At 71.2% G+C, this 21,545-nt stretch carries 35 protein-coding genes and 1 pseudogene; 6 read left to right on the top strand and 30 right to left on the bottom strand.

Annotated features, from left to right (window positions below; genetic code table 11):
- Positions 1-5: 5 nt before the first annotated feature.
- The 3 genes from rpsI to MVA48_RS19290 form a co-directional block, all read right to left on the bottom strand.
- Positions 6-419, bottom strand: coding sequence for a 30S ribosomal protein S9 (gene rpsI / locus MVA48_RS19300; RefSeq protein WP_441300198.1), 414 nt, complete (start codon positions 417-419; stop codon positions 6-8).
- Positions 420-492: 73 nt separating this feature from the next.
- On the bottom strand, positions 493-936 hold the full coding sequence (gene rplM / locus MVA48_RS19295) for a 50S ribosomal protein L13 (RefSeq protein WP_246982568.1): 444 nt from the start codon (positions 934-936) through the stop codon (positions 493-495).
- Between the two features lie 170 nt (positions 937-1,106).
- A complete protein-coding gene (locus tag MVA48_RS19290) occupies positions 1,107-1,616 on the bottom strand; it encodes a beta-class carbonic anhydrase (RefSeq protein ID WP_246982567.1) in 510 nt (169 codons plus the stop codon).
- Positions 1,617-1,706: 90 nt separating this feature from the next.
- Here MVA48_RS19290 and moeA point away from each other — a divergent pair, with 90 nt between their 5' ends.
- Genes moeA through MVA48_RS19270 form a run of 4 tightly spaced genes read left to right on the top strand, consistent with a single transcriptional unit; the run spans position 1,707 to position 4,264 of the window.
- Entirely contained in the window at positions 1,707-2,918 is a 1,212-nt protein-coding gene (moeA, locus tag MVA48_RS19285) for a molybdopterin molybdotransferase MoeA (RefSeq protein ID WP_246982565.1), read from the top strand.
- A complete protein-coding gene (gene moaC, locus MVA48_RS19280; protein WP_246982563.1) occupies positions 2,915-3,388 on the top strand; it encodes a cyclic pyranopterin monophosphate synthase MoaC in 474 nt (157 codons plus the stop codon). Before moeA ends, moaC begins: the two co-directional genes overlap by 4 nt.
- Positions 3,385-3,900: a MogA/MoaB family molybdenum cofactor biosynthesis protein gene (locus tag MVA48_RS19275; RefSeq protein ID WP_246982561.1), complete on the top strand. Its 516-nt coding sequence runs from the start codon at positions 3,385-3,387 to the stop codon at positions 3,898-3,900. The genes moaC and MVA48_RS19275 overlap by 4 nt, the downstream gene beginning before the upstream one ends.
- Positions 3,893-4,264: a VOC family protein gene (locus MVA48_RS19270; RefSeq protein ID WP_246982559.1), complete on the top strand. Its 372-nt coding sequence runs from the start codon at positions 3,893-3,895 to the stop codon at positions 4,262-4,264. The genes MVA48_RS19275 and MVA48_RS19270 overlap by 8 nt, the downstream gene beginning before the upstream one ends.
- Here the strand turns inward: MVA48_RS19270 and fdhD are convergent.
- Complete coding sequence (fdhD, locus tag MVA48_RS19265) at positions 4,258-5,085, bottom strand: formate dehydrogenase accessory sulfurtransferase FdhD (protein ID WP_246982557.1); 828 nt, start codon at positions 5,083-5,085, stop codon at positions 4,258-4,260. The genes MVA48_RS19270 and fdhD overlap by 7 nt on opposite strands.
- 41 nt (positions 5,086-5,126) lie before the next feature.
- Between fdhD and mobA the strand changes: the two genes are divergently transcribed.
- Positions 5,127-5,756, top strand: coding sequence for a molybdenum cofactor guanylyltransferase (mobA, locus tag MVA48_RS19260; RefSeq protein ID WP_246982556.1), 630 nt, complete (start codon positions 5,127-5,129; stop codon positions 5,754-5,756).
- Positions 5,757-5,795: 39 nt separating this feature from the next.
- Positions 5,796-6,395 carry an AMIN-like domain-containing (lipo)protein gene (locus tag MVA48_RS19255; protein WP_246982555.1) on the top strand — a complete coding sequence of 200 codons (600 nt, stop codon included), beginning with the start codon at positions 5,796-5,798 and terminating at the stop codon, positions 6,393-6,395.
- On the opposite strand, the gene truA is transcribed toward MVA48_RS19255, so the two are convergent.
- From truA to rplV, 26 genes and pseudogenes are all read right to left on the bottom strand, one after another.
- Positions 6,396-7,325, bottom strand: a complete 930-nt coding sequence (truA, locus tag MVA48_RS19250) for a tRNA pseudouridine(38-40) synthase TruA (protein ID WP_246982554.1) — start codon at positions 7,323-7,325, stop codon at positions 6,396-6,398.
- Positions 7,264-8,058 (bottom strand): 50S ribosomal protein L17, encoded by a 795-nt coding sequence (gene rplQ, locus MVA48_RS24545; RefSeq protein ID WP_305852267.1) that lies wholly within the window; start codon positions 8,056-8,058, stop codon positions 7,264-7,266. Before rplQ ends, truA begins: the two co-directional genes overlap by 62 nt.
- Positions 8,059-8,213: 155 nt before the next feature.
- Positions 8,214-9,181, bottom strand: a pseudogene (locus MVA48_RS19240) (DNA-directed RNA polymerase subunit alpha).
- A 247-nt stretch (positions 9,182-9,428) separates the two neighbouring features.
- On the bottom strand, positions 9,429-10,055 hold the full coding sequence (rpsD, locus tag MVA48_RS19230; RefSeq protein WP_246982552.1) for a 30S ribosomal protein S4: 627 nt from the start codon (positions 10,053-10,055) through the stop codon (positions 9,429-9,431).
- Between the two features lie 34 nt (positions 10,056-10,089).
- Positions 10,090-10,497, bottom strand: coding sequence for a 30S ribosomal protein S11 (gene rpsK / locus MVA48_RS19225; RefSeq protein ID WP_014377968.1), 408 nt, complete (start codon positions 10,495-10,497; stop codon positions 10,090-10,092).
- A 100-nt stretch (positions 10,498-10,597) separates the two neighbouring features.
- On the bottom strand, positions 10,598-10,978 hold the full coding sequence (gene rpsM / locus MVA48_RS19220) for a 30S ribosomal protein S13 (RefSeq protein ID WP_246982545.1): 381 nt from the start codon (positions 10,976-10,978) through the stop codon (positions 10,598-10,600).
- Positions 10,979-10,993: 15 nt separating this feature from the next.
- On the bottom strand, positions 10,994-11,107 hold the full coding sequence (gene rpmJ / locus MVA48_RS19215; RefSeq protein WP_012950458.1) for a 50S ribosomal protein L36: 114 nt from the start codon (positions 11,105-11,107) through the stop codon (positions 10,994-10,996).
- Between the two features lie 73 nt (positions 11,108-11,180).
- Positions 11,181-11,402 carry a translation initiation factor IF-1 gene (gene infA, locus MVA48_RS19210; RefSeq protein WP_012950459.1) on the bottom strand — a complete coding sequence of 74 codons (222 nt, stop codon included), beginning with the start codon at positions 11,400-11,402 and terminating at the stop codon, positions 11,181-11,183.
- A gap of 270 nt (positions 11,403-11,672) precedes the next feature.
- On the bottom strand, positions 11,673-12,476 hold the full coding sequence (gene map, locus MVA48_RS19205; RefSeq protein WP_246982543.1) for a type I methionyl aminopeptidase: 804 nt from the start codon (positions 12,474-12,476) through the stop codon (positions 11,673-11,675).
- Positions 12,477-12,567: 91 nt separating this feature from the next.
- A complete protein-coding gene (locus tag MVA48_RS19200) occupies positions 12,568-13,173 on the bottom strand; it encodes an adenylate kinase (protein WP_246982542.1) in 606 nt (201 codons plus the stop codon).
- The gene (gene secY / locus MVA48_RS19195) at positions 13,173-14,483 is read right to left on the bottom strand and encodes a preprotein translocase subunit SecY (RefSeq protein WP_246982541.1); all 1,311 of its coding nucleotides are present in this window, start codon (positions 14,481-14,483) and stop codon (positions 13,173-13,175) included. Before secY ends, MVA48_RS19200 begins: the two co-directional genes overlap by 1 nt.
- A gap of 101 nt (positions 14,484-14,584) precedes the next feature.
- On the bottom strand, positions 14,585-15,028 hold the full coding sequence (gene rplO / locus MVA48_RS19190) for a 50S ribosomal protein L15 (protein ID WP_246982540.1): 444 nt from the start codon (positions 15,026-15,028) through the stop codon (positions 14,585-14,587).
- Positions 15,029-15,041: 13 nt separating this feature from the next.
- A complete protein-coding gene (gene rpmD, locus MVA48_RS19185) occupies positions 15,042-15,221 on the bottom strand; it encodes a 50S ribosomal protein L30 (RefSeq protein WP_246982539.1) in 180 nt (59 codons plus the stop codon).
- A gap of 1 nt (position 15,222) precedes the next feature.
- The gene (gene rpsE, locus MVA48_RS19180; protein WP_246982538.1) at positions 15,223-15,837 is read right to left on the bottom strand and encodes a 30S ribosomal protein S5; all 615 of its coding nucleotides are present in this window, start codon (positions 15,835-15,837) and stop codon (positions 15,223-15,225) included.
- A 49-nt stretch (positions 15,838-15,886) separates the two neighbouring features.
- A complete protein-coding gene (gene rplR, locus MVA48_RS19175; RefSeq protein WP_246982528.1) occupies positions 15,887-16,294 on the bottom strand; it encodes a 50S ribosomal protein L18 in 408 nt (135 codons plus the stop codon).
- On the bottom strand, positions 16,294-16,833 hold the full coding sequence (rplF, locus tag MVA48_RS19170; RefSeq protein ID WP_246982527.1) for a 50S ribosomal protein L6: 540 nt from the start codon (positions 16,831-16,833) through the stop codon (positions 16,294-16,296). The genes rplR and rplF overlap by 1 nt, the downstream gene beginning before the upstream one ends.
- Before the next feature lie 14 nt (positions 16,834-16,847).
- Positions 16,848-17,252, bottom strand: coding sequence for a 30S ribosomal protein S8 (rpsH, locus tag MVA48_RS19165; RefSeq protein ID WP_441300197.1), 405 nt, complete (start codon positions 17,250-17,252; stop codon positions 16,848-16,850).
- A gap of 171 nt (positions 17,253-17,423) precedes the next feature.
- Complete coding sequence (locus MVA48_RS19160) at positions 17,424-17,609, bottom strand: type Z 30S ribosomal protein S14 (RefSeq protein ID WP_026857026.1); 186 nt, start codon at positions 17,607-17,609, stop codon at positions 17,424-17,426.
- 19 nt (positions 17,610-17,628) lie between these two features.
- Entirely contained in the window at positions 17,629-18,219 is a 591-nt protein-coding gene (gene rplE / locus MVA48_RS19155; RefSeq protein ID WP_441300196.1) for a 50S ribosomal protein L5, read from the bottom strand.
- Between the two features lie 5 nt (positions 18,220-18,224).
- Positions 18,225-18,566, bottom strand: a complete 342-nt coding sequence (gene rplX / locus MVA48_RS19150; RefSeq protein ID WP_441300195.1) for a 50S ribosomal protein L24 — start codon at positions 18,564-18,566, stop codon at positions 18,225-18,227.
- 2 nt (positions 18,567-18,568) lie between these two features.
- Positions 18,569-18,937 (bottom strand): 50S ribosomal protein L14, encoded by a 369-nt coding sequence (gene rplN / locus MVA48_RS19145; protein ID WP_012950472.1) that lies wholly within the window; start codon positions 18,935-18,937, stop codon positions 18,569-18,571.
- Between the two features lie 220 nt (positions 18,938-19,157).
- Complete coding sequence (gene rpsQ / locus MVA48_RS19140; protein WP_246982522.1) at positions 19,158-19,448, bottom strand: 30S ribosomal protein S17; 291 nt, start codon at positions 19,446-19,448, stop codon at positions 19,158-19,160.
- Positions 19,445-19,678 carry a 50S ribosomal protein L29 gene (gene rpmC / locus MVA48_RS19135; RefSeq protein WP_246982521.1) on the bottom strand — a complete coding sequence of 78 codons (234 nt, stop codon included), beginning with the start codon at positions 19,676-19,678 and terminating at the stop codon, positions 19,445-19,447. The genes rpsQ and rpmC overlap by 4 nt, the downstream gene beginning before the upstream one ends.
- The gene (gene rplP, locus MVA48_RS19130) at positions 19,678-20,094 is read right to left on the bottom strand and encodes a 50S ribosomal protein L16 (RefSeq protein ID WP_089336467.1); all 417 of its coding nucleotides are present in this window, start codon (positions 20,092-20,094) and stop codon (positions 19,678-19,680) included. Before rplP ends, rpmC begins: the two co-directional genes overlap by 1 nt.
- Before the next feature lie 4 nt (positions 20,095-20,098).
- Positions 20,099-21,052 (bottom strand): 30S ribosomal protein S3, encoded by a 954-nt coding sequence (gene rpsC / locus MVA48_RS19125; RefSeq protein WP_256461091.1) that lies wholly within the window; start codon positions 21,050-21,052, stop codon positions 20,099-20,101.
- Positions 21,052-21,525 carry a 50S ribosomal protein L22 gene (rplV, locus tag MVA48_RS19120; protein WP_441300194.1) on the bottom strand — a complete coding sequence of 158 codons (474 nt, stop codon included), beginning with the start codon at positions 21,523-21,525 and terminating at the stop codon, positions 21,052-21,054. Before rplV ends, rpsC begins: the two co-directional genes overlap by 1 nt.
- Between the last annotated feature and the right edge of the window lie 20 nt (positions 21,526-21,545).

The raw sequence follows: 21,545 nt of genomic DNA, 5'->3' as shown, positions 1-21,545 counted from the left end.
ACCGGTCAGCGCTTGGAGTACTGAGGCGCCTTGCGGGCCTTCTTGAGGCCGTACTTCTTGCGCTCCTTGACCCGTGCGTCACGGGTGAGGAAGCCGGCCTTCTTCAGCGCCGGGCGGTCGTCGGCCTCGGCCTCGATGAGGGCCCGGGCGATGGCCAGGCGCAGGGCGCCGGCCTGGCCGGTGACGCCGCCACCCTTGAGCAGGCCGACGACGTCGTACTGCTCGGCCTTCTCCAAGGTCACGAAGGGCTCACGGATGAGCTGCTGGTGCACCTTGTTCGGGAAGTAGTCCTCGAGGGTGCGGCCGTTGAGCGTGAACTGGCCGGTGCCGGGCAGCAGACGCACGCGGACGACCGCCTCCTTGCGGCGGCCGACGGTCTGGATGGGACGCCCGTCGACGTCGGTCACGGGGCTGGTCACTTGCTCTCCTCGCTGGCGCTCGTCGGCGTCGTGACCGACGGTGCTGTGCTGTTGGGTTCGGTCGCAAGCTCCCTCACTGGGCCACCTGCTTGATCTCGAAGGGCTGGGGCTGCTGCGCAGCGTGGGGGTGCTCCGGGCCGGCGTAGACCTTGAGCTTGGACAGCATCTGACGGCCCAGGCTGTTGTGCGGCAGCATGCCCTTGATCGCGCGCTCGACGACGCGGTCGGGGTGGGTGCGCAGCTGGTCGCCGACGTTGATGGTCTTGAGGCCACCCGGGTGACCGGAGTGGCGGTAGGCGCGCTTGTCCTCGCGCTTGCTGCCGGTCAGAGCGACCTTGCCCGCGTTCACGATGACGACGAAGTCGCCGACGTCCACGTGCGGGGCGTACTGGGGCTTGTGCTTGCCGCGCAGGAGCTGCGCGGTCTGGCTGGCGAGTCGACCGAGCACCACGTCGGTGGCGTCGATGACGTGCCAGGCCCGGGCGACCTCGCCGGGCTTGGGTGAGTACGTGCGCACGGCGCTCGTGTCCTCCGTCGTCGTCGGGAAGGCTGGTGGGATCGCCTCACCGAGCACGGGAGACGGTGCGACACGCGGGCACCAGCCGGCTTGCGCGCGCCAACCGAAGACAGTACCAGCGCGCGTGACCGACCCGGCCCTCGGCCCCGCTGCAGGGGCCCACCGCGGGTTTACGAGTGGTGGGGGGCAGCGGGGTCCTTGATCTCGCGGATCCGCCCCGTCTCCACGTCGTACACGGTCCCACGCACCTCGTGCGAGAGCAGGTACGGGCTGTCCCTGATCAGCCGCATCGACTCCCGGACGTCGTCGTCGACGTCGGTGAAGAACCGCGGCGCCCACGGCGGACGGCGTCCGGTCGCCTGCTCGACCAGGTCACCGAAGCTCACGTCGTCGCTCTTCTCCAGACCGCAGTCGGTGTGGTGCACCAGCACCACCTCCCGGGTGCCCAGCAGGTGCTGCGAGATCGTCAGCGACCGGATCGTGTCCTCGGTGATCACCCCGCCGGCGTTGCGGATGACGTGGGCGTCGCCGACCTCGAGCCCGAGCAGCTGGAACAGCGGCATGCGGGCGTCCATGCATGCGACGACCGCCACGGCCCGCCCCGGCCGCACCGGCTTGCTGCCGGGGAACCGCTGCGCCCACTTCTCGTTCGCCTCGAGCATCCGGTCGATCTCGGCCACACGCACCTCCGTCTCGGCACCCCCGTCCCTGTCCCTGTCCGGACCCTAACCGGAGCCCGTTCCGGGCCGCAGTCCGAGCGATCGGACAAGATGAGCGCCGTGCGGACCGTCGAGGAACACCGGGCAGTGGTCGCCGGGCTGCTGGCCGACCTGGGCGAGGAGACCGTGGAGCTCGCGGAGGCGCACGGGCGGGTGCTCGCGCGCGACGTCCCCGCGGCCGTCGCGCTGCCGGGCTTCGACAACTCCGCCATGGACGGCTACGCCGGCCGGTGGGCGGAGATCACGGCCGCCGCACGGGCACCGGTCCGCCTCCCGGTCGCCGACGACATCCCGGCCGGCCGCACCGACGTCGTCCCGCTGGTTCCCGGCACGGTGCAACGGATCATGACCGGCGCCCCGCTCCCGCCCGGCGCCGACGTCGTCGTCCCGGTCGAGATGACCGACGGCGCGACCGACGTCGTCGAGATCCGTGACTGCCCGGCGCGGGGCACCCACCTGCGCGCAGCCGGCGAGGACATCGCGGCCGGCGCAGTCGCCCTGCAGGCCGGCAGCCCGCTCGGGACGGCGCAGCTGGGCCTGGCCGCCGCGGTGGGCGTCACCCACCTGCCGGTCCGCCGCCGGCCCCGGGTGCTCGTGCTCTCGACCGGCAGCGAGCTGGTGGCGCCGGGCACGCCCCTGCGGCACGGCCAGATCTACGAGTCCAACTCGCAGCTGCTGGTCGCCGCGGTCGAGGAGGCCGGGGGCCGGGCCCGCCGGCTGCACTTCGTGCCGGACGACGTCGGGCAGTTCCTGGCCGCCGTGCGCGCCGAGGCGGCGACGGCCGACCTGCTGATCACCAGCGGCGGGGTGAGCGCCGGCGCCTACGAGGTGGTCAAGGACGCGTTCCGCGGACTGGGCACGGTGGAGTTCACCAAGGTCGCCATGCAACCGGGCGGCCCGCAGGGCGCCGGCACCGTGGACGACGTCCCGGTGGTGACGCTGCCCGGCAATCCGGTGAGCGCCTTCGTGTCGTTCGAGGTGTTCGTCCGCCCGGCCCTCCGCCGCGCACTCGGCCACTCCCTGCCCGACCGGCTGCAGGTGCCCGCCCGGTTGTCCGGCGCCCTGCGGTCCCCCGCGGGCCGGCGCCAGTTCCTCCGCGGCCACTACGAGGCCGGCCGGGTGTCGCAGGTCGGCGGGCCGGGCTCGCACCTGGTGGCGCACCTGGCGCGCGCCAACTGCCTGGTGGTCGTCCCCGAGGACGTCACCGAACTGCCCGCCGGCGCCGAGGTCGACGTCGTGCTGATCGAAGGAGCGCTCCGATGACCGAGAGACGGCTGACCCACGTCGACGAGAGGGGGGCGGCGCGGATGGTCGACGTCACCGACAAGCCGGTCACCGCCCGGGTGGCCACCGCGGCCGGCCGGGTGCTGGTCAGCCCGGAGGTCGTCGGCCTGCTCCGGGGCTCGGGCGTACCGAAGGGCGACGCGGTGGCGGTGGCCCGGATCGCGGGGATCGCGGGGGCCAAGCGGACGCCGGACCTCGTGCCGCTGTGCCACCCGATCGCCCTGCACGGCGTCACCGTCGACATCGAGGTGGCCGACGAGGCCGTCGAGATCACGGCCACCGCGCGGACGGCGGACCGCACCGGCGTCGAGATGGAGGCGCTCACATCGGTGACGGTCGCCGGTCTCACCGTGATCGACATGGTCAAGGCCGTCGACCCGCGCGCGACCATCACCGACGTGCGGCTGCTGGCCAAGAGCGGCGGCAAGAGCGGGGAATGGGTGCGATGAGCCCCCCTGTCGATCGCGGAGCGCTGCCCGGCGACGCCCGAGCCGTCGTCGTCACCGCCTCCAACCGGGCCGCCGCCGGCGTCTACGAGGACCGCAGCGGCAAGGCGCTCGTCGAAGGGCTGGAGGCCCTCGGCTTCGACGTGGAGGGTCCGCGCGTGCGACCCGATGACCGCGACGAACTCGAGGCGGTGCTGCGGAACGCGGTGGACGCCGGCTTCGACGTCGTCCTGACCACGGGCGGCACGGGGCTCTCCCCCACCGACGTGACCCCGGAGGCGACGCGGCCGGTGCTCGAGCGGGAGGCGCCCGGCATCGCCGAGGCCGTGCGGCGTCACGGAGCCGGGAAGGGCGTGCACACGTCGGTGCTGTCCCGGGGACTGGCCGGTGTCGCCGGCCGCACCCTGATCGTGAACCTGCCGGGCTCGACGGGTGGGGTCCGCGACGCGCTCGAGGTGCTCGGACCGCTGCTCCCCCACGTCGTGAGCCAGTTGCGCGGTGGTGATCATGGCTGACGTGCCGCTCGGACGGCTCGAGAAGACGGTGCTGGACTGCCCCGACCCGAGGGCGCTGGCCGCCTTCTACGGCGAGATCCTCGGCATGGGCGTCAACGAGGACACCGACGGCGACTGGGTGGTCATCGGCCGCGAGGCCGGCATGCGGGAGCTGGCCTTCCAGCGCGCCGACCCGTACGTGCCCCCGCGCTGGCCGGACCCCGCGCACCCGCAGCAGGAGCACCTCGACATCCGCGTCCTCCACCCCGACGAGGCCGAGCGGGCGGTCCTGGCCCTCGGCGCCACGCTGCTGGCCGGCGAGAAGGGCACCGGGTTCCGGGTGTTCGCCGACCCGGCCGGTCACCCCTTCTGCCTGGTCTACTGAAGCTCGACCCGCTCCTGGGCGGTGTACACGTTGCAGCCGTCGCCGCGCAGGAACCCGACCAGGGTGATGCCCACCTCGCGGGCCAGCTCCACGGCCAGGGACGACGGCGCCGAGACCGCTGCCAGCACCGGGATGCCCGCCATCGCCGCCTTCTGCGTCAGCTCGAAGCTCGCGCGACCGCTGACCATGAGCACGTGGCCGGCCAGTGGCAGCCGGCCCTCGCGCACTCCGTCACCGACGACCTTGTCCACGGCGTTGTGCCGGCCGACGTCCTCGCGCAGCGCCACCAGCTCCCCGCCCGCGGTGAACAGGCCTGCGGCGTGCAGCCCGCCGGTCTTCTCGAACACCTCCTGGGCGGCCCGCAGCCGGTCGGGCAGCGCGAACAGCACCTCCAGCGGCAGCCGCACCGGGTCGGCCGCGACGTCGAACCGCGTCTTCGTCCGGATCGCGTCGATGCTCGCCTTGCCGCAGACACCGCACGAGCTCGAGGTGTAGAAGTTCCGCTCCAGGCCGGTGTCGGGCACGGGCACGCCCGGAGTGAGGTCGACGTCGACGACGTTGTAGGTGTTGCGACCGTCGGCGTCGACCGAGTCGCAGTAGCGCAGCCCCGCGACGTCGTCGGAGCCGGTGATGACGCCCTCGGTGGCCAGGAACCCGTGCACCAGGTCGAAGTCGTGCCCCGGCGTGCGCATGGTGACCGCCAGCGGCGCCCCGGCCAGCCGGATCTCCAGCGGTTCCTCCGCCGCGACGGTGTCCGGTCGCGTGGTGCGCACCGGCCCGCGGATCCGCAGTACCGGCGTGCGGCTGGTCACTCGTCCCACGTCCGGAACGGTACCGACCGCCGGCGGCCTACGGTGTCGCCGTGGACGACCTGCCCCCCTACACGGCCGTGGTGCTGGCCGGTGGGCGGGCGGCTCGCCTCGGCGGGCAGGCCAAGCCGCAGCTCGAGGTGGGCGGGCGGACGATGCTCGCCGCCGTCCTCGACGCGGTCGCCGACGCCGAGCGACGGGTGGTCGTCGGGCCGCCGCAGCCGGCTCCCCCGAACGTCGTCCTGGTGCGCGAGCAGCCGCCCGGCGGCGGGCCGGTCGCCGCGCTCCGCGCCGGCCTCGCCGAGGTCGGCACCGACGTCGTGGCGGTGCTCGCCGGTGACCTGCCGTTCCTCACGCGGTCGCTGATCGCCGACCTCCGCACCCGGCTGACCGGCGACGGCGTCCTGGTCGTGGACGACACCGGCCGCGACCAGTTGCTGCTCGGCGTCTGGCGGACGACGGCGGTGCGTTCCGCCGTTGCCGACGTCCGCGGGCCGACGTCGCTGCGCAAGGTGTTCGCGCCGCTCGCCGTCCGGCGGCTGCGTCCGCAGGTACCCCCGGGGAACCCGCCGCCGTGGCTGGACTGCGACACCCCGGCCGACCTCCAGCGCGCCCGGGCCGTGGCGGCCGCTCGGCCCTCGCCCGGTCCGCCGCGCTTCCGGGCACCCCGCGACCGGGCTTGAGCGGTTAGCGTCGAGGAGACCCACCGTCGAGAGGCCGCGATGCTCCGCCGCTGCGCCGTCCTGCTGTCCGTCGCGCTCCTCGCCGGCGGGTGCACGCAGGTGCGCCAGGGGGTGGCGGCACCGTCGCCGTCCGCGACCTCGCCGTCCGCGACCTCGCCGTCCCCGACCTCGCCGTCCCCGACGCAGGAGCCGGACGGTCCGACGGAACCGCCGACCACCGAGGGCGGCGGTGGGCCGGCGCAGCCGGGTTCGGAGGACGACGGGAGCGCCATGCGGGTGCAGGGTCTGCGGTTCACCAGCGACGACGGCTCCACGACGCTCGTGGTGAACCTGAGCTCGAGCGGCGTCCCGGAGTGGACCGTCGGCTACTCCGACGCCTCGACCCCGAGTGGGCGGCCGGTCGACATCGCCGGCGACGCCTTCCTCAAGCTGCGGCTGAAGACGCAGTCCGGGTCGGACGGACAGGGCTCGTCGAAGATCCGGGTGAGCCCGGGGCCGGTCGCCGAGGCGCGGACGACCGGGGTCGCCGACGGCTACGAGGAGGTGCTCATCGGGGTGCGCGACGGCGAGCAGCCGTTCCGCGCCTACGCGCTGACCGATCCGGGCCGCATCGTCATCGAGGTGGGCGGCCCGGGCTGATCAGCCGCGGCGGGCGCGGGTCACCACGGTCCGCGCGGCGAGGTCGCGGTCGAGGGGATAGCCCACGTCGACCAGGGTGAGGCCGGCAGCGGGGGCGACCGGCACCTCGCTGGCGCGCTCGGTGCGGCTGAGCATGGACGCCGGCCAGTCCGCCGGCCGCCGCCCCTCACCGACCGCGAGCAGCGAGCCGACGAGGCTGCGGACCATCGAGTGGCAGAAGGCGTCGGCGCGGGCACCGATCAGGAGCAGTTCGGCGTCCGACGCGTCGTCGAGCTCGCGGTGGACGTGCAGGTCGAGCAGCGTGCGGATCGTCGTCGCACCCTCCCGTCGCCGGCAGAACGCGGCGAAGTCGTGTTCGCCCAGCAGGAGCGTGGCCGCGGCGGACATGGCGTCGACGTCGAGCGGACGCGGCCAGGCGACGACGTCCCTGCGGCGCAGCGGCGGTGGCCCCCACGGTTCGTCGAACAACCGGTAGACGTAGGACCTCTCCAGCGCGGCGAAGCGGGCGTCGAAGTCGGGATGGGCGACCTCGACGCGGCGCACGGCCACGTCCGCCGGAAGGACGCCGCGCAGCCGCCGGACCAGGCGGGTCTCCTGCTCCTCCCAGGCGGCGGAGGGGACGTCGCAGTGCGCCACCTGGCCGCTGGCGTGCACGCCGGCGTCGGTGCGGCCGGCGACGGTCAGCGCGACCGGGCAGCGGAGCACGGTCGCGAGGGCGTCCTCCAGCGTCTCCTGGACGGTGCGCCGGGTGGGCTGCCGCGCCCAACCGGAGAAGTCGGTGCCGTCGTAGGCGATCGACAGGCGGAGACGGACGAGCCCGCCACCGGTGTCGGTGACGGGCTCGTCCGGGAGGTGCTCGTCCAGGGGACTACTTGGGGTCCGGCGCGGCCTCGCCGCCGGGCGCCTGCCGGCCGGCGGTCGCCGCGTCACCCAGCTCGGCGGCCTCGACCTCGGCGGCGGCCGCGGCGGCGACCTCCGGCGACAGGTTCGGGTCGTCGACGACGGCGGCGTTGACGGCCGTCGGCTCGGGAGTCACGTCGGCGTCGTCCTGGCGCTCGTCGTCGGGGCTGTAGACGTCGGTGACGATCTCCTGGGCCTCCTCGTCGACGGAGCCGTCGACGACGGCCGGGGAGGTGTCGCCGCCGGGGCCGGTGTCCTCCCCCGTGCCTTCGGTGTCGGTGACCGGGGTGGCGTCCTCGAGTGCGTCGGCGGTCACCTCGCCGGAGGCGGCGGCCGCGCCGGCACCGGAGGCGAAGCGGGTGCCGCGGGCACGCTCGGCCTCGCCGACGGCCTGCTGCGAGACGGTCAGCGCCTCGACCAGCTCGATCACCGCCATGGGGGCGTTGTCGCCCTTGCGCGGTCCGACCTTGGTGATGCGCGTGTAGCCCCCGGGCCGGTTCGCGTAACGCGGGCCGATCTCGGCGAAGAGCGTGTGGACGACGTCCTTGTCGCGGATGGTCGTCATCACCTGGCGGCGGGCGTGCAGGTCACCGCGCTTGGCGAAGGTCACGAGCTTCTCGGCCAGGGGACGCAGGCGCTTCGCCTTCGTCTCGGTCGTCGTGATCCGCCCGTGCTCGAACAGCGAGGTGGCCAGGTTGGCCAGCATCAGCCGCTCGTGCGAGGGGGACCCGCCGAGACGGGGGCCCTTGGTGGGGGTGGGCATGTCGGTCCTTCCTCAGGCCGCCGGAGGGAGTGCCGGCTGCGTCCGTGGTCTTGCGTCGTCCTGGATGTGCGGTGGTGCGGTGGTGCGGCTGTCCAGTGTGGCCGCCTCGAGGGGGGTGCCGGACGGCGGGGCGACCCGCCGTCCGGCAACCGGCCTCAGAGCTGCTCGGTCTCCTGGTAGGAGCCGTCGCTGTAGTCGGCCTCGCCGAACTGCGCGTTGCCGTACTCGGGCGACCCCTGGTAGGCGTCGGTCTCGTAGCCCTCGTCGTAGCTCTCGATCGACGTGGGGATGAATCCGGGCGGGCTGTCCTTGAGCGCGAGTCCCATGGCGGCCAGCTTCATCTTGACCTCGTCGATGGACTTCGCGCCGAAGTTGCGGATGTCCAGGAGGTCGGCCTCCGACCGGGTGACGAGCTCACCGACGGTGTGCACGCCCTCGCGCTTGAGGCAGTTGTAGGACCGGACGGTGAGGTCCATGTCCTCGATGGGCATCGAGAAGTTGGCGATGTCCGCGGCCTCGGCCGGGCTGGGCCCGACCTCGATGCCCTCGGCGTCGACGTTCAGCTCGCGCAGCAGGCCGAAGAGCTCGACCAGGGTCGACCCGGCGCTGGCGATGGCGTCCCTGGGGACGATCGACGGCTTGGTCTCCACGTCGACCACCAGGCGGTCGAAGTCGGTGCGCTGCTCGACACGGGTGGCCTCGACCGCGTAGGTGACCTTGAGGACCGGCGAGTAGATCGAGTCGACCGGGATCCGGCCGATCTCCTGGCCGGGCTGCTTGTTCTGCGGCGCCGGCACGTAGCCGCGGCCCCGCTCGACGACCAGCTCGACCTCCAGGCGGCCCTTGCCGTTGAGGGTGGCGATGTGCAGGTCGGGGTTGTGCACCTCGACACCGGCGGCGGCGCGATGTCGGCGGCGGTGACCTCACCGGGGCCCTGCTTGCGCAGGTACATGGTCACCGGCTCGTCGGAGTCGGAGCTGACGACCAGGCCCTTGAGGTTGAGGATGATCTCGGTGACGTCCTCCTTGACGCCCGGCACGGTGGTGAACTCGTGCAGGGTGCCCTCGATGCGGATGCTGGTGACAGCAGCGCCGGGGATCGAGGACAGCAGGGTGCGGCGCAGGGAGTTGCCGAGGGTGTAGCCGAAGCCCGGCTCGAGAGGCTCGATCACGAACCGCGAGCGCGACTCGGTGATCGTCTCCTCGGTCAGGGTGGGGCGCTGTGCGATGAGCACGGTGTTTCTCCTTCACAGTCCTCCGGCGACCGCCATATGACGCCGTGAGGGGGTGGTGCGGGCTCCGGCGGACATCCGTCCGCCCGCCGGAACCGGTCTCAGGAGCCGAAACCGCGGTTTCGGCTCCTGAGCACTGCTACTTCGAGTAGAGCTCCACGATCAGCTGCTCCTGGACCGGGGTGTCGATCACCTGGCGGGCCGGGATGCTGTGGACCAGCACGCGCAGCTGGCTGCTGATGACCTCGAGCCACGGCGGCACCGGCCGCTCGCCGGCGCGCGCCTGGGCGATCTCGAACGGCAGCATCGTGCGCGACTTCTCGGCGACCTCGATGATGTCGTTCTCGCTCACGCGGTAGGACGGGATGTCGACCTTGCGCCCGTTGACCTTGATGTGACCGTGGCGCACCAGCTGGCGGGCCATGTCGCGGGACTCGGCCAGGCCGGCCCGGTAGACCACGTTGTCGAGGCGGGACTCCAGGATCTGGAGGAGGACCTCACCGGTCTTGCCGGTCTTGCGGTTGGCCTCCTCGTAGTACCCGCGGAACTGCTTCTCCAGGACGCCGTAGATGCGGCGTGCCTTCTGCTTCTCGCGCAGCTGGAGCAGGTACTCGCTGTCCTTGGTGCGGCCGCGACCGTGCTCGCCCGGCGGGTACGGCCGGATCTCGATCGGGCACTTCGGGGACTCGCACTTGCTGCCCTTGAGGAACAGCTTCATCTTCTCGCGCCGGCACATGCGGCAGTCGGCTCCGGTGTAACGGGCCACGTCTATCTACCTCGTTCGTCTCGTCTGTGGCCGGTCAGACCCGGCGGCGCTTCTTGGGGCGGCAGCCGTTGTGCGGCTGCGGGGTGACGTCCTGGATCTGGCCCACCTCGAGGCCGGTTGCCTGCAGGGAGCGGATCGCGGTCTCGCGGCCCGAGCCCGGGCCCTTCACGAAGACGTCGACCTTGCGCATGCCGTGCTCCTGCGCCTTGCGGGCCGCGTTCTCGGCGGCCATCTGCGCGGCGAACGGCGTGGACTTGCGGGAGCCCTTGAAGCCGACGTGGCCGGCCGACGCCCAGCTGATCACGTTCCCGTTCGGGTCGGTGATCGAGACGATCGTGTTGTTGAACGTGCTCTTGATGTGCGCAGCACCGTGAGCGACGTTCTTCTTCTCCTTGCGGCGGACCTTCTTGGCGCCGGCCGCGGCGCGAGCCCTGGGAGGCATGAGTCTGTCGGTTCCCTCTTCGTTCGTGGCCTGGAACCGGCGGCGACGCACACGAGGCGACCGACACCGGGGGGCAGTCGGGGGCGGAGCCCCCGACCGTTTACTTCTTGCCGGCCTTCTTCTTGCCGGCGATGGTCTTGCGCGGGCCCTTGCTCGAGCGCGCGTTGGTGCGGGTGCGCTGACCGTGGACGGGCAGCCCGCGGCGGTGCCGCAGCCCCTGGTAGCAGCCGATCTCCACCTTGCGGCGGATGTCGGAGGCCACCTCGCGGCGCAGATCACCCTCGACGCGGAAGTGCTCGTCGATGTAGTCGCGCAGCTTCAGCAGGTCCTCGTCGCCGAGGTCCTTGACCCGCAGGTCGGGGCTCACGCCCGTCGCCGCCAGGGTCTCCTTGGCGTGGGCCTTGCCGATGCCATAGATGTAGGTGAGCGCGATCTCCATCCGCTTCTCGCGGGGCAGGTCGACGCCGGCCAGTCGTGCCATGTTCGGAGTACTCCCTCAGCCCTGGCGCTGCTTGTGCCGGGCGTTGTCGCAGATGACCATGACCCGGCCGTGCCGGCGGATCACCTTGCACTTGTCGCAGATCTTCTTCACCGACGGCTGGACCTTCACCGGTGCCGCCCCTCATTCCTCAGATCGTGTGCCGGTCGCCCTCCGCCTGTCGTGGCGGGCGCAGACCGAGCGGTTACTTGTAGCGGTAGACGATGCGACCGCGCGTCAGGTCGTAGGGCGAGAGCTCCACGACCACGCGGTCCTCGGGCAGGATGCGGATGTAGTGCTGGCGCATCTTGCCGCTGATGTGGGCGAGCACCCGGTGCCCGTTCTGCAGCTCGACCCGGAACATCGCATTGGGCAGCGGCTCGACGACGCGACCCTCGACCTCGATGGCCCCGTCCTTCTTCGCCATGCCTTGAACGCGCTCCCTGACTCGGTGGTACTGGACCTCACGCGCCCACGGGGATACCCGGACGGAGGCGCTCGGTGGTTGCAGAACAGGTGGTGCACGACGCTCTCGCGAGGGCGCCCCGGGTCATGCGGCCACAGCACGACGACAGGACGGCGCGAACGCCATCGACCACTGTACCGCGCGGCGCGTCGCCACTCCAAACGGGGTTCCCAGAAGGACCCCGTGCTCCCCGTCACTCGCACGCTCGCAACGGGACCCTGCACGGGGCCCTCAGGTGCGCGGCGTGATCCCGAACGGCGCGAGCCCGGCGACGCCGCCGTCCTCGGCGGTGAGCACCCAGGGACCGTCGGGCGTGATGGCCACGGTGTGCTCGAAGTGGGCTGCGCGGGAGCCGTCCTTGGTGACCACGGTCCAGCCGTCCTCGAGCTCGACGGTGGCCGGATCGCCGACGGTCACCATCGGCTCGATCGCCAGGGCCAGGCCAGGCACGAGTTTGGGCCCGCGGCCGGGGCGGCCGTAGTTCAGGACGTGCGGGTCCTGGTGCATCTCCGTGCCGATGCCGTGACCGCCGTAGTGGTCGACGATGCCGTACGGGTGGCGCTCGGCGGTGACGGTCTGCTCCACGGCGGCGCTGATGTCGGTCAGCCGGCCGCCGGCGAGCGCCTTGGCCAGGCCCGCCCACATCGAGCGCTCCGTGACATCGATCAGGGCGGCGTCCTCGGCGGAGGGCTCCCCCACCGTCACCGTGACCGCGGAGTCCCCGTGCCAGCCCCGCAGGATCGCGCCGCAGTCGATGGAGATGTTGTCGCCCTCGGCCAGCTTCCGGTCGGGACGCGGGATGCCGTGGACGATCTCGTTGTTGATCGATGCGCAGATGCTGCCCGTGAAGCCGTGGTAACCCAGGAACGACGGCACCGCTCCGGCGCTGCGGATGTGGTCCTCGGCGATGGCGTCGAGCTCACCGGTCGTCACGCCGGGCCGCACGGCCGCCCGGACGGCGGCGATCGCCCCGGCCACGACGAGGCCCGCGCCGCGCATGAGTTCGATCTCCTGCGGCGTCTTGATCTGGATCATGCGTCCACTCCACTTCGCGAGCAGCGGGAGGCGGCCCAGGATGCCGGTCACGTCCCGCCCCGCCTCACTGCCGTGGCCCGTTCCTCGGTCCTCAGCCCTCGCCGGGCTGCGCGGTCTCGTCGGCGCCCAGCGCCCGCAGCGCGCGGGCAGTGACCTCCTCGACCTCACCGATGGCGTCGATGCAGGCCAGGAGCCCCTCGGAGGCGTAGAACCCGGACAGCGGGGCGGTCTGTTCCCGGTACACCTCGAGCCGGTGGCGGACGGTCTCGGGCTTGTCGTCCTCGCGCTGGACCATCTGGCCGTCGACCAGCATCCGGCGACCGGAGAGCCGGCGCACCAGCTCCTCCTCGTCGACGACGAGCTCGAGGACGCGGTCCAGGGCGTGGCCGAGATCGGCCAGCGACGCCCGCAGCTGCTCGGCCTGGGCGATGGTGCGCGGGAAGCCGTCGAGCAGGAACCCGGCCTTGGCGTCCGGCTCGGCCAGCCGGTCCTTGACCATGGCCACGGTGATCTCGTCGGGGACGAGGTCACCGGCGTCCATGTAGGTCTTGGCCTTCCGACCCAGCTCCGTCTGGCCGCTGACGTTGGCGCGGAAGATGTCGCCCGTCGAGATCGCAGGGACGGCCAGCCGCCCGGCGATGATCTGCGCCTGGGTGCCCTTGCCCGCGCCGGGAGGGCCCAGCAGGACGACGCGCACTACTTCAGGAACCCTTCGTAGTTGCGCTGGTTGAGCTGCGTCTCGATCTGCTTCACCGTCTCCAACCCCACTCCGACCATGATCAACACTGCGACGCCACCGAACGGGAAGTTCTGGTTCTGCCCCTCCTGCGTGATCGCCAGGAAGAAGTTGGGCAGGACGGCCACCACGCCGAGGTAGATCGAACCGGGGAGGGTGATCCTGGACAGCACGTACTGCAGGTACTCGGCGGTCGGGCGCCCCGGCCGGATGCCGGGGATGAAGCCGCCGTAGCGCTTCATGTCATCGGCCCGCTCCTCCGGGTTGAACGTGATCGACACGTAGAAGTACGTGAAGAAGACGATCAGGCCGAAGAAGACGGCGATGTGGACCGGGCTGCTCTGGTCGATGATGTGGCGCTCGAAGAACTGCCGGACGCCCCCGGTCTCGTTGCCCTGGAGCTGCACGATCAGCTGGGGCAGGTAGAGCAGCGAGGACGCGAAGATGACCGGGATGACGCCGGCCTGGTTCACCTTGAGCGGGAGATAGGTGGAGGTGCCGCCGTACATCCGGCGACCGACCATGCGCTTGGCGTACTGCACGGGGATGCGCCGCTGGGCCTGCTCGACGTACACCACCGCGCCGATGATCATCAGCGCGAAGGCGCAGACGACGGCGAAGACCAGGGCCCCGCGGGTCTGCAGGATAGAACCCCCCTCGGCGGGGATGCGCGCCGCGATCGAGGTGAAGATCAGCACGGACATGCCGTTGCCGATGCCCTTCTCGGTCAGCAGCTCGCCCAGCCACATGATGAGCGCGGTGCCGGCGGTGAGGGCGATGACCAGGACGACGGTCGACCAGACCGAGTTGTCCGGGATGATCGGCTCGCTGCAGTTCGGGAAGAGCTGACCGCTGCGGGCCAGGGCGATGATGCCGGTGCTCTGCAGGACCGCGAGCGCGATCGTCAGGTAGCGGGTGTACTGGGTCAGCTTCGCCTGCCCCGACTGCCCTTCCTTCTTCAGCTGCTCGAAGCGCGGGATCACGACCACCAGCAGCTGCACGATGATGCTCGCCGTGATGTAGGGCATGATCCCGAGCGCGAACACCGACAGGCGCAGCAGCGCACCGCCGGAGAACAGGTTCACCAGCGAGTAGATGTCCCGCTGGTCGGAGGCCTGGGCTGCCTCGAGGCAGCTGTTGATCGCCTCGACCGACACCCCGGGACCGGGCACGGCGGCACCCAACCGGTAGACGGCGATGATCCCCAGGGAGAACAGCAGCTTGCGCCGGAGGTCTGGCGTCCGGAAAGCCGCGGCGAACGCCTGCAGCACGTGCCCTCCCGTGGTTCGGTGGGTCGAGATTAGCAACGCAGCCGACGACCCCCGGGACGCGGCACCTCGAGATGCGAGGCGTCCCGGGGGTCGTCGGTGCTTCAGATACGGGTGGTGCTACCGCCGGCCGCGCCGATCTTCTCGGCTGCGGAGGCGGAGAAGGCGTGGGCCCGGACGTCGACCTTGACCCCGCCGAGGTCGCCGGTGCCGAGCACCTTCACCGGCTGGCCGCGGCGGACGGCGCCGGCCTCGGCCAGCGTGTCGGGGTCGACGGCCCCGCCCTGCGGGAACAGCGCCGCGATCCGGTCGAGGTTGACGACCTGGAAGACGACCTTGTTCGGGCTCTTGAAGCCGGACAGCTTGGGCAGCCGCATGTGCAGCGGCGTCTGACCGCCCTCGAACCGGGCGTGGGTGTTGCCGCGGGCGCCGGTGCCCTTGGTGCCGCGACCGGCGGTCTTTCCCTTGGACCCCTCACCGCGGCCGACGCGCGTCTTGGCGGTGTGGGCGCCCGGAGCGGGACGCAGGTGGTGGACTTTAAGAGTCATGGTGAGTCATCCCTCAGATCTCTTCGACGGTGACCAGGTGCGGCACCGTCGCGACCATCCCGCGGATCTCGGGACGGTCCTCCTGCACGACCGAGTCGTGGATGCGCTTGAGCCCCAGCGAACGCAGCGTGTCGCGCTGGTTCCGCTTGCGGCCGATCCCCGACCGGACCTGGGTGATCTTGAGCTGTGCCATCTCAGACTCCCTGACCCGCGCGCGCACGGAGCATGGCGGCCGGGGCGACGTCCTCCAGCGGGAGACCGCGGCGGGCCGCGATCTCCTCGGGGCGGACCAGCTCCTTCAGCGCCTGCATCGTGGCGTGCACGATGTTGATCGGGTTCGACGACCCGAGGCTCTTGGAGAGCACGTCGTGGATCCCGGCGCACTCGAGCACGGCACGCACCGGACCACCGGCGATGACACCGGTACCGGGGCTGGCCGGCTTGAGCAGCACGACACCGGCCGCCGCCTCACCCTGCACCGGGTGCGGGATGGTGCTGGCGATGCGGGGCACGTTGTAGAAGTGCTTCTTGGCCTCCTCGACGCCCTTGGCGATCGCCGCGGGCACCTCCTTGGCCTTGCCGTAGCCGACGCCGACCTTGCCGTCGCCGTCACCGACGATCACGAGGGCGGTGAAGCTGAAGCGACGGCCACCCTTCACGACCTTCGAGACACGGTTGATCGCGACGACCCGCTCGAGGTAGTTGCTCTTCTCGGCGGGAGCGCCACCGGGGCCCCGCCCGCCGTCACGACGGTCGCGGCGGTCGTTCCCGCCGCCGGCGCCGCCGCCGCGTCGCTGTGGTCCTGGCATCAGACGTCCCTCTCGATCATGCTTCTCGTGCTGTTCGTGGACACGGTCATCAGAAGTCCAGCCCGGCCTCGCGGGCCCCGTCGGCCAGGGCGGCGATCCGCCCGGCGTAGCGGTTGCCGCCGCGGTCGAGCACGACGGCGGTCACGCCGGCGGCCTTCGCCCGGTCGGCGATCAGAGCGCCGACCTGGCGGGCCAGGGCGGACTTGTCGCCCTCGGCGCCACGCAGGCTGGCGTCCATCGTCGACGCGCTGGCGATCGTGCGGCCCGCGGTGTCGTCGACCAGCTGCACGTGGATGTGCCGCGAGCTGCGGTTGACCACGAGGCGCGGACGCTCCGGCGTGCCGGAGACGCGCTTGCGCAGCCGGTTGTGGCGGCGCAGCCGCGAGACGCGGCGCGCGGTGCTGATGTCGGTGCCGACGGACTTGTGGACCCGAGCGGTCTTCTCTGCGGTTGCCATCACTTACCCGTCTTCCCGACCTTGCGCTTGACGACCTCGCCCTGGTACCGCACGCCCTTGCCCTTGTACGGGTCGGGCTTGCGGATCTTGCGGATCTTGGCGGCGACCTCGCCGACCTGCTGCTTGTCGATACCCGTGACCCGCAGACGGGTCGGGGACTCCACGGCGAAGGTGATGCCCTCGGGGGCCTTCACCGGCACCGGGTGGCTGAAGCCCAGCGCGAACTCGAGGTCCGAGCCGCGGGCCTGCACGCGGTAACCCACACCGACGATCTCGAGGGTCTTCGTGTAGCCCTCGGTGACGCCGGTGATCATGTTGGCGATGAGCGTGCGCGAGAGGCCGTGCAGGGCCCGGTTCTGCCGCTCGTCGTTGGGACGGATCACGCGCAGCGTGCCGTCCTCGTCGCGCTCCACCGTGATGGGGGTCGCGACCGTGTGGCGGAGCGAGCCCTTCGGGCCCTTGACGCTGACCGTCTGGCCGTCGATGGCGACGTCCACACCGCTGGGAACGGGGATCGGGAGTCGTCCGATTCGTGACATCTTCGCTCGCTCCCTTACCAGACGTAGGCGAGGACTTCCCCACCCACGCCCTTCTTGTTCGCCTGCTTGTCGGTCAGCAGCCCGGTCGACGTCGAGATGATCGCCACGCCGAGGCCACCGAGGACCTTGGGCAGGGAGTTCGACTTCGCGTAGACCCGCAGACCGGGCTTCGACACCCGGCGGACGCCGGCGATGCTCCGCTCGCGGTTGGGGCCGTACTTCAGGTCGATCTGCAGCTGCTTGAAGGTGCTGCCGTCCTGCTCGACGTCCTTGACGGCCCAGCCGGCGATGTAGCCCTCCTGCTGGAGGATCTCGGCGATGTGCGTCTTGAGCTTCGAGGACGGCATGACCGCGGAGTCGTGGTACGCCTGGTTGGCGTTCCGCAGACGCGTGAGCATGTCCGCGATGGGGTCGGTCATCGTCATGACGAGTGGTGCCTCTCTCGCCGCGGTTCCTCATGCGCTGGGTCACGGTGACTTGGCGCGTGGGCCTCTCGGCGATCGGTGGTGCTCGGTTGTTGAGTTACTGGAACGGCCCGGCTGCAGGGACCCGCGGCGCGCGGAGCGTGTCGTGGGGGGCAGCCGGGTCCTTCACCAGCTGGACTTGCGCACGCCCGGGAGCTCCCCGGCGTGGGCCATCTCCCGCAGGCAGATCCGGCAGAGGCCGAACTTGCGGAACACCGAGTGCGGGCGACCGCACCGCTGGCAGCGGGTGTAGCCGCGGACCGCGAACTTCGGCTTGCGGTTCGCCTTCTCGATCAGAGCCTTCTTGGCCATGGTGGTGTCTCCTACCGGCTCAGCGGATGGTGGTGACGACGGGCTGGCCCGCGAAGGGGAAACCGAGCTGGCGGAGCAGCTCGCGACCCTCGTCGTCGTTCGTCGCGGTGGTGACCAGCGTGATGTCCATGCCGCGCTGCCGGTCGATCTTGTCGACGTCGATCTCGCGGAACATCGACTGCTCCGTGAGGCCGAACGTGTAGTTGCCGTGGCCGTCGAACTGCTTGGCGTTCAGGCCGCGGAAGTCACGGATACGCGGCAGGGCCAGCGACAGGAGCCGGTCCAGGAACTCCCACATCCGGTCGCCGCGGAGGGTGACCTTCGCGCCGATCGGCATGCCCTCGCGCAGCTTGAACTGCGCGATGGACTTGCGGGCCCGGACGACGGCCGGCTTCTGACCGGTGATCGCGGTCAGGTCGCGGACGGCGCCGTCCATCAGCTTGGCGTCGCGAGTGGCCTCGCCGACGCCCATGTTGACGACGATCTTCGTCAGCCGCGGGATCTGCATGACGTTGTCGTAGTTGAACTCCGACTGCAGCGCCGGCGCGATGGTCTCGCGGTAGTAGGCGAGCATGCGGGGCAGCTCGCGCTCGGTGGTCGGTGCGCTCATGGGGATCAGAGGTCCTTACCGGTGCGCCGCGAGACCCGGATGCTGCGGCCTTCTTCGTCCTTGCGGTAGCCGACCCGGGTCGGCTTGTCCTCGGAGTCGATCACCATCACGTTGCTCACGTGGATGGGAGCCTCCTGCGTGACGATCCCGCCCTGCTGGGCACCGCGCTGCGTGGAGCTGATGCGGGTGTGCTTCTTGACCCGGCCGACGCCCTCGACCAGCACGCGCTGGAGCTTCGGGTAGGCGGCGATGACGCGACCCTTCGCGCCCTTGTCCTTGCCGGACAGAACGAGGACGGTGTCGCCCTTCTTGACCTTCATGGAGGGGGTCTTCTTCTTGTCGCTCATGGTCAGAGCACCTCCGGTGCCAGCGAGATGATCCGCATGAAGCGCTTGTCGCGGAGCTCCCGGCCGACGGGGCCGAAGATGCGCGTCCCGCGCGGGTCGCCGCTGTCGCGGATGATCACCGCGGCGTTCTCGTCGAAGCGGATGTAGGAACCGTCGGGACGACGGCGCTCCTTCACGGTGCGCACGACGACGGCCTTGACCACGTCACCGCGCTTCACACCGGCGCCGGGCAGCGCATCCTTCACGGTGGCGACGATCACGTCACCGATGCCCGCGTAGCGTCGCCCCGAGCCGCCGAGCACCCGGATGCAGAGGATCTCCTTCGCACCGGTGTTGTCGGCGACACGCAGTCGCGACTCCTGCTGGATCACGTCCAACTCCCAAATACTTGTGGTGACAGCCGGGCCGGATCGGTGAACCGGCTGTCCGATTCCCCGCGTGCGGACGCACCGGCGGCGGGGCCGCCGGTGCGTCCGAAGCACGGGAACCGGGATGCGGCGCACACCCCGTGGTGAGAGTGCGGTGCGCGCCAGTCGTCCAGGGTACCTGCCCCTGACGTACCGCGTGCCGCGGCCCCGGAGGGCCGCCTCCTTACTTGGCCTTCTCGACGACCTGGACGAGCCGCCACCGCTTCGTGGCCGACGTCGGCCGGGTCTCCATGATCTGCACGCGGTCGCCGATCCCGGCGACGTTCTGCTCGTCATGGGCCTTCAGCTTGCTCGTACGGCGGATGACCTTGCCGTACAGACCGTGCTTCACGCGGTCCTCGACCTCGACGACGATGGTCTTCTCCATCTTGTCGCTGACGACGAGGCCCTCGCGGACCTTTCGGTACCCGCGGCCGGCCAGGCCGGGACCCGTCGCTTCCTGGGTCTCGCTCATGCCACACCCTCACTCGGGGCGACCGAGAGACCCAGCTCGCGCTCGCGCATGATCGTGTAGATCCGGGCGATGTCGCGGCGGACGGTCTGCAGTCGCCGGTTGTTGTCCAGCTGGCCGGTGGCCACCTGGAAACGCAGGTTGAACAGTTCTTCCTTCGCCTCGCGCAGCCGCGAGGCGAGCTCGTCGGCAGAGAGCTCGCGCAGCTGGGGAGCGGTCAGACCGGCGGCCATCACACTTCTCCTTCACGCGTGATGAAGCGGCACTTCATGGGGAGCTTGTGGATCGCGCGGCGCATGGCCTCGCGGGCCACGGGCTCGGCGACACCGGACAGCTCGAACATGATCCGTCCCGGCTTCACGTTGGCGACCCACCACTCGGGCGAGCCCTTGCCGGAACCCATGCGGGTCTCGGCGGGCTTCTTGGTGAGCGGGCGGTCGGGGTAGATCGAGATCCACACCTTGCCGCCACGCTTGATGTGGCGGGTCATGGCGATACGAGCGGACTCGATCTGCCGGTTGGTGACGTACGCCGGCTCGAGGGCCTGGATGGCGTACTCGCCGAAGTTGATCGCCGTCCCGCCCTTGGCGCGACCGCCACGGTCGGGGTGGTGCTGCTTGCGGTGCTTCACGCGCCGTGGGATGAGCATGGTGTCAGCTCCCCTGCTCTTCGGTGCTGGTGTTCTCGGTCGCCTCGGTGGCGGCGGTCTCGGCGGCCACGTTCTCCAGAGTGGAGGTGGCCTCCGGACCGGCGACCTCGGCGACGGTCGTCTCGGGAGCCACGTCGCCGGAGGTGACGGCGACGGTGCTCTCGGCGGTGTCCGCGGCAGGTCCGGTCGAGGACTCCACTGCGGCGCGGCCGGCCTCGGTGCCGCCGGCGGTGGTGCCCGACGAACCCGAGCGACGCTGCGGGCGCTGCGAGCGCTCGCGGCGCTGCTGCCGCTCGGCCAGGGCCTCCAGGGCCGCGCGCTCGGCACGCGAGCCGCTGACGTCACCCTTGTAGATCCACACCTTCACGCCGATGCGGCCGAAGGTGGTGCGGGCCTCGTAGATGCCGTAGTCGATGTTCGCGCGCAGCGTGTGCAGCGGGACCCGGCCCTCGCGGTAGAACTCCGACCGGCTCATCTCCGTGCCGCCCAGGCGGCCGGAGCACTGCACCCGGATGCCCTTGACCTGCGGGCTGCGCTGGGCGGACTGCATGGCCTTGCGCATGGCACGGCGGAAGCTCACGCGGGAGGAGAGCTGCTCGGCGACGCCCTGGGCGACCAGCTGCGCGTCCGACTCCGGGTTCTTGACCTCGAGGATGTTCAGCTGCACCTGCTTGCCGGTGAGCTTCTCGAGCTCGCCGCGGATGCGGTCGGCCTCGGCGCCGCGGCGGCCGATGACGATGCCCGGGCGGGCGGTGTGGATGTCGACGCGGACCCGGTCACGGGTGCGCTCGATCTCCACCTTGGAGATGCCGGCCCGCTCCATGCCCTTGGACATGAGCTTGCGGATCGCGACGTCTTCCTTGACGTAGTCCTTGTACAGCTTGTCCGCGTACCACCGGGACTTGTAGTCGGTGGTGATCCCGAGACGGAACCCGTGCGGGTTGACCTTCTGACCCACTAGCGGGTCCCTCCCCTCGTGTTGCTCTGACGACCGGTCTGCTGGGTGGCCGGTCCGGACTGGCCGGTGTCCCGGCGGGCCTTGCGCGACTTCTGCGCGAGGACGTCGCTGGTGGCCACCTCGCTCACCTCGACCGTGATGTGGCTGGTCCGCTTGTTGATGCGGAACGCCCGGCCCTGCGCCCGCGGACGGATCCGCTTGAGCGTGGGGCCCTCGTCGACGTATGCGGCGCTGACCACCAGGGCGGCCGGGTCCAGCTGCAGGTTGTGCTCGGCGTTGGCCACCGCGCTGGCGACGACCTTGGCGACCGGCTCGCTGGCGCTCTGCGGCGCGAAGCGGAGCAGGGCCAGGGCCTCGTCGGTCGGCAGGTAGCGGATCAGGTCCACCACCCGGCGGGCCTTCATGGGGGTCACGCGGACGAACCGGGCCGTAGCCCGGGCGACCGGCGCCTCCTGTCCCAACTGGGAAGTCATCGAAATCTCTCTCTACCTGG

Source organism: Blastococcus sp. PRF04-17, from assembly GCF_023016265.1.
Classification (GTDB): Bacteria; Actinomycetota; Actinomycetes; order Mycobacteriales; family Geodermatophilaceae; genus Blastococcus_B.
This window is presented reverse-complemented; position numbering and strand designations above follow the sequence as displayed.

Bases quoted from the DNA above. Each gene is read 5' to 3' on its own strand.
- moeA (WP_246982565.1), top strand. From the start codon at position 1,707: ATGAGCGCCGTGCGGACCGTCGAGGAACACCGGGCAGTGGTCGCCGGG.
- moaC (WP_246982563.1), top strand. From the start codon at position 2,915: ATGACCGAGAGACGGCTGACCCACGTCGACGAGAGGGGGGCGGCGCGG.
- MVA48_RS19275 (WP_246982561.1), top strand. From the start codon at position 3,385: ATGAGCCCCCCTGTCGATCGCGGAGCGCTGCCCGGCGACGCCCGAGCC.
- MVA48_RS19270 (WP_246982559.1), top strand. From the start codon at position 3,893: ATGGCTGACGTGCCGCTCGGACGGCTCGAGAAGACGGTGCTGGACTGC.
- MVA48_RS19255 (WP_246982555.1), top strand. From the start codon at position 5,796: ATGCTCCGCCGCTGCGCCGTCCTGCTGTCCGTCGCGCTCCTCGCCGGC.
- rplQ (WP_305852267.1), bottom strand. From the start codon at position 8,058: ATGCCCACCCCCACCAAGGGCCCCCGTCTCGGCGGGTCCCCCTCGCAC.
- rpsK (WP_014377968.1), bottom strand. From the start codon at position 10,497: ATGCCTCCCAGGGCTCGCGCCGCGGCCGGCGCCAAGAAGGTCCGCCGC.
- rpsM (WP_246982545.1), bottom strand. From the start codon at position 10,978: ATGGCACGACTGGCCGGCGTCGACCTGCCCCGCGAGAAGCGGATGGAG.
- infA (WP_012950459.1), bottom strand. From the start codon at position 11,402: ATGGCGAAGAAGGACGGGGCCATCGAGGTCGAGGGTCGCGTCGTCGAG.
- map (WP_246982543.1), bottom strand. From the start codon at position 12,476: ATGATCCAGATCAAGACGCCGCAGGAGATCGAACTCATGCGCGGCGCG.
- rplO (WP_246982540.1), bottom strand. From the start codon at position 15,028: ATGACTCTTAAAGTCCACCACCTGCGTCCCGCTCCGGGCGCCCACACC.
- rpmD (WP_246982539.1), bottom strand. From the start codon at position 15,221: ATGGCACAGCTCAAGATCACCCAGGTCCGGTCGGGGATCGGCCGCAAG.
- rpsE (WP_246982538.1), bottom strand. From the start codon at position 15,837: ATGCCAGGACCACAGCGACGCGGCGGCGGCGCCGGCGGCGGGAACGAC.
- rplR (WP_246982528.1), bottom strand. From the start codon at position 16,294: ATGGCAACCGCAGAGAAGACCGCTCGGGTCCACAAGTCCGTCGGCACC.
- rplF (WP_246982527.1), bottom strand. From the start codon at position 16,833: ATGTCACGAATCGGACGACTCCCGATCCCCGTTCCCAGCGGTGTGGAC.
- rpsH (WP_441300197.1), bottom strand. From the start codon at position 17,252: ATGACCGACCCCATCGCGGACATGCTCACGCGTCTGCGGAACGCCAAC.
- MVA48_RS19160 (WP_026857026.1), bottom strand. From the start codon at position 17,609: ATGGCCAAGAAGGCTCTGATCGAGAAGGCGAACCGCAAGCCGAAGTTC.
- rplE (WP_441300196.1), bottom strand. From the start codon at position 18,219: ATGAGCGCACCGACCACCGAGCGCGAGCTGCCCCGCATGCTCGCCTAC.
- rplX (WP_441300195.1), bottom strand. From the start codon at position 18,566: ATGAGCGACAAGAAGAAGACCCCCTCCATGAAGGTCAAGAAGGGCGAC.
- rpsQ (WP_246982522.1), bottom strand. From the start codon at position 19,448: ATGAGCGAGACCCAGGAAGCGACGGGTCCCGGCCTGGCCGGCCGCGGG.
- rpmC (WP_246982521.1), bottom strand. From the start codon at position 19,678: ATGGCCGCCGGTCTGACCGCTCCCCAGCTGCGCGAGCTCTCTGCCGAC.
- rplP (WP_089336467.1), bottom strand. From the start codon at position 20,094: ATGCTCATCCCACGGCGCGTGAAGCACCGCAAGCAGCACCACCCCGAC.
- rplV (WP_441300194.1), bottom strand. From the start codon at position 21,525: ATGACTTCCCAGTTGGGACAGGAGGCGCCGGTCGCCCGGGCTACGGCC.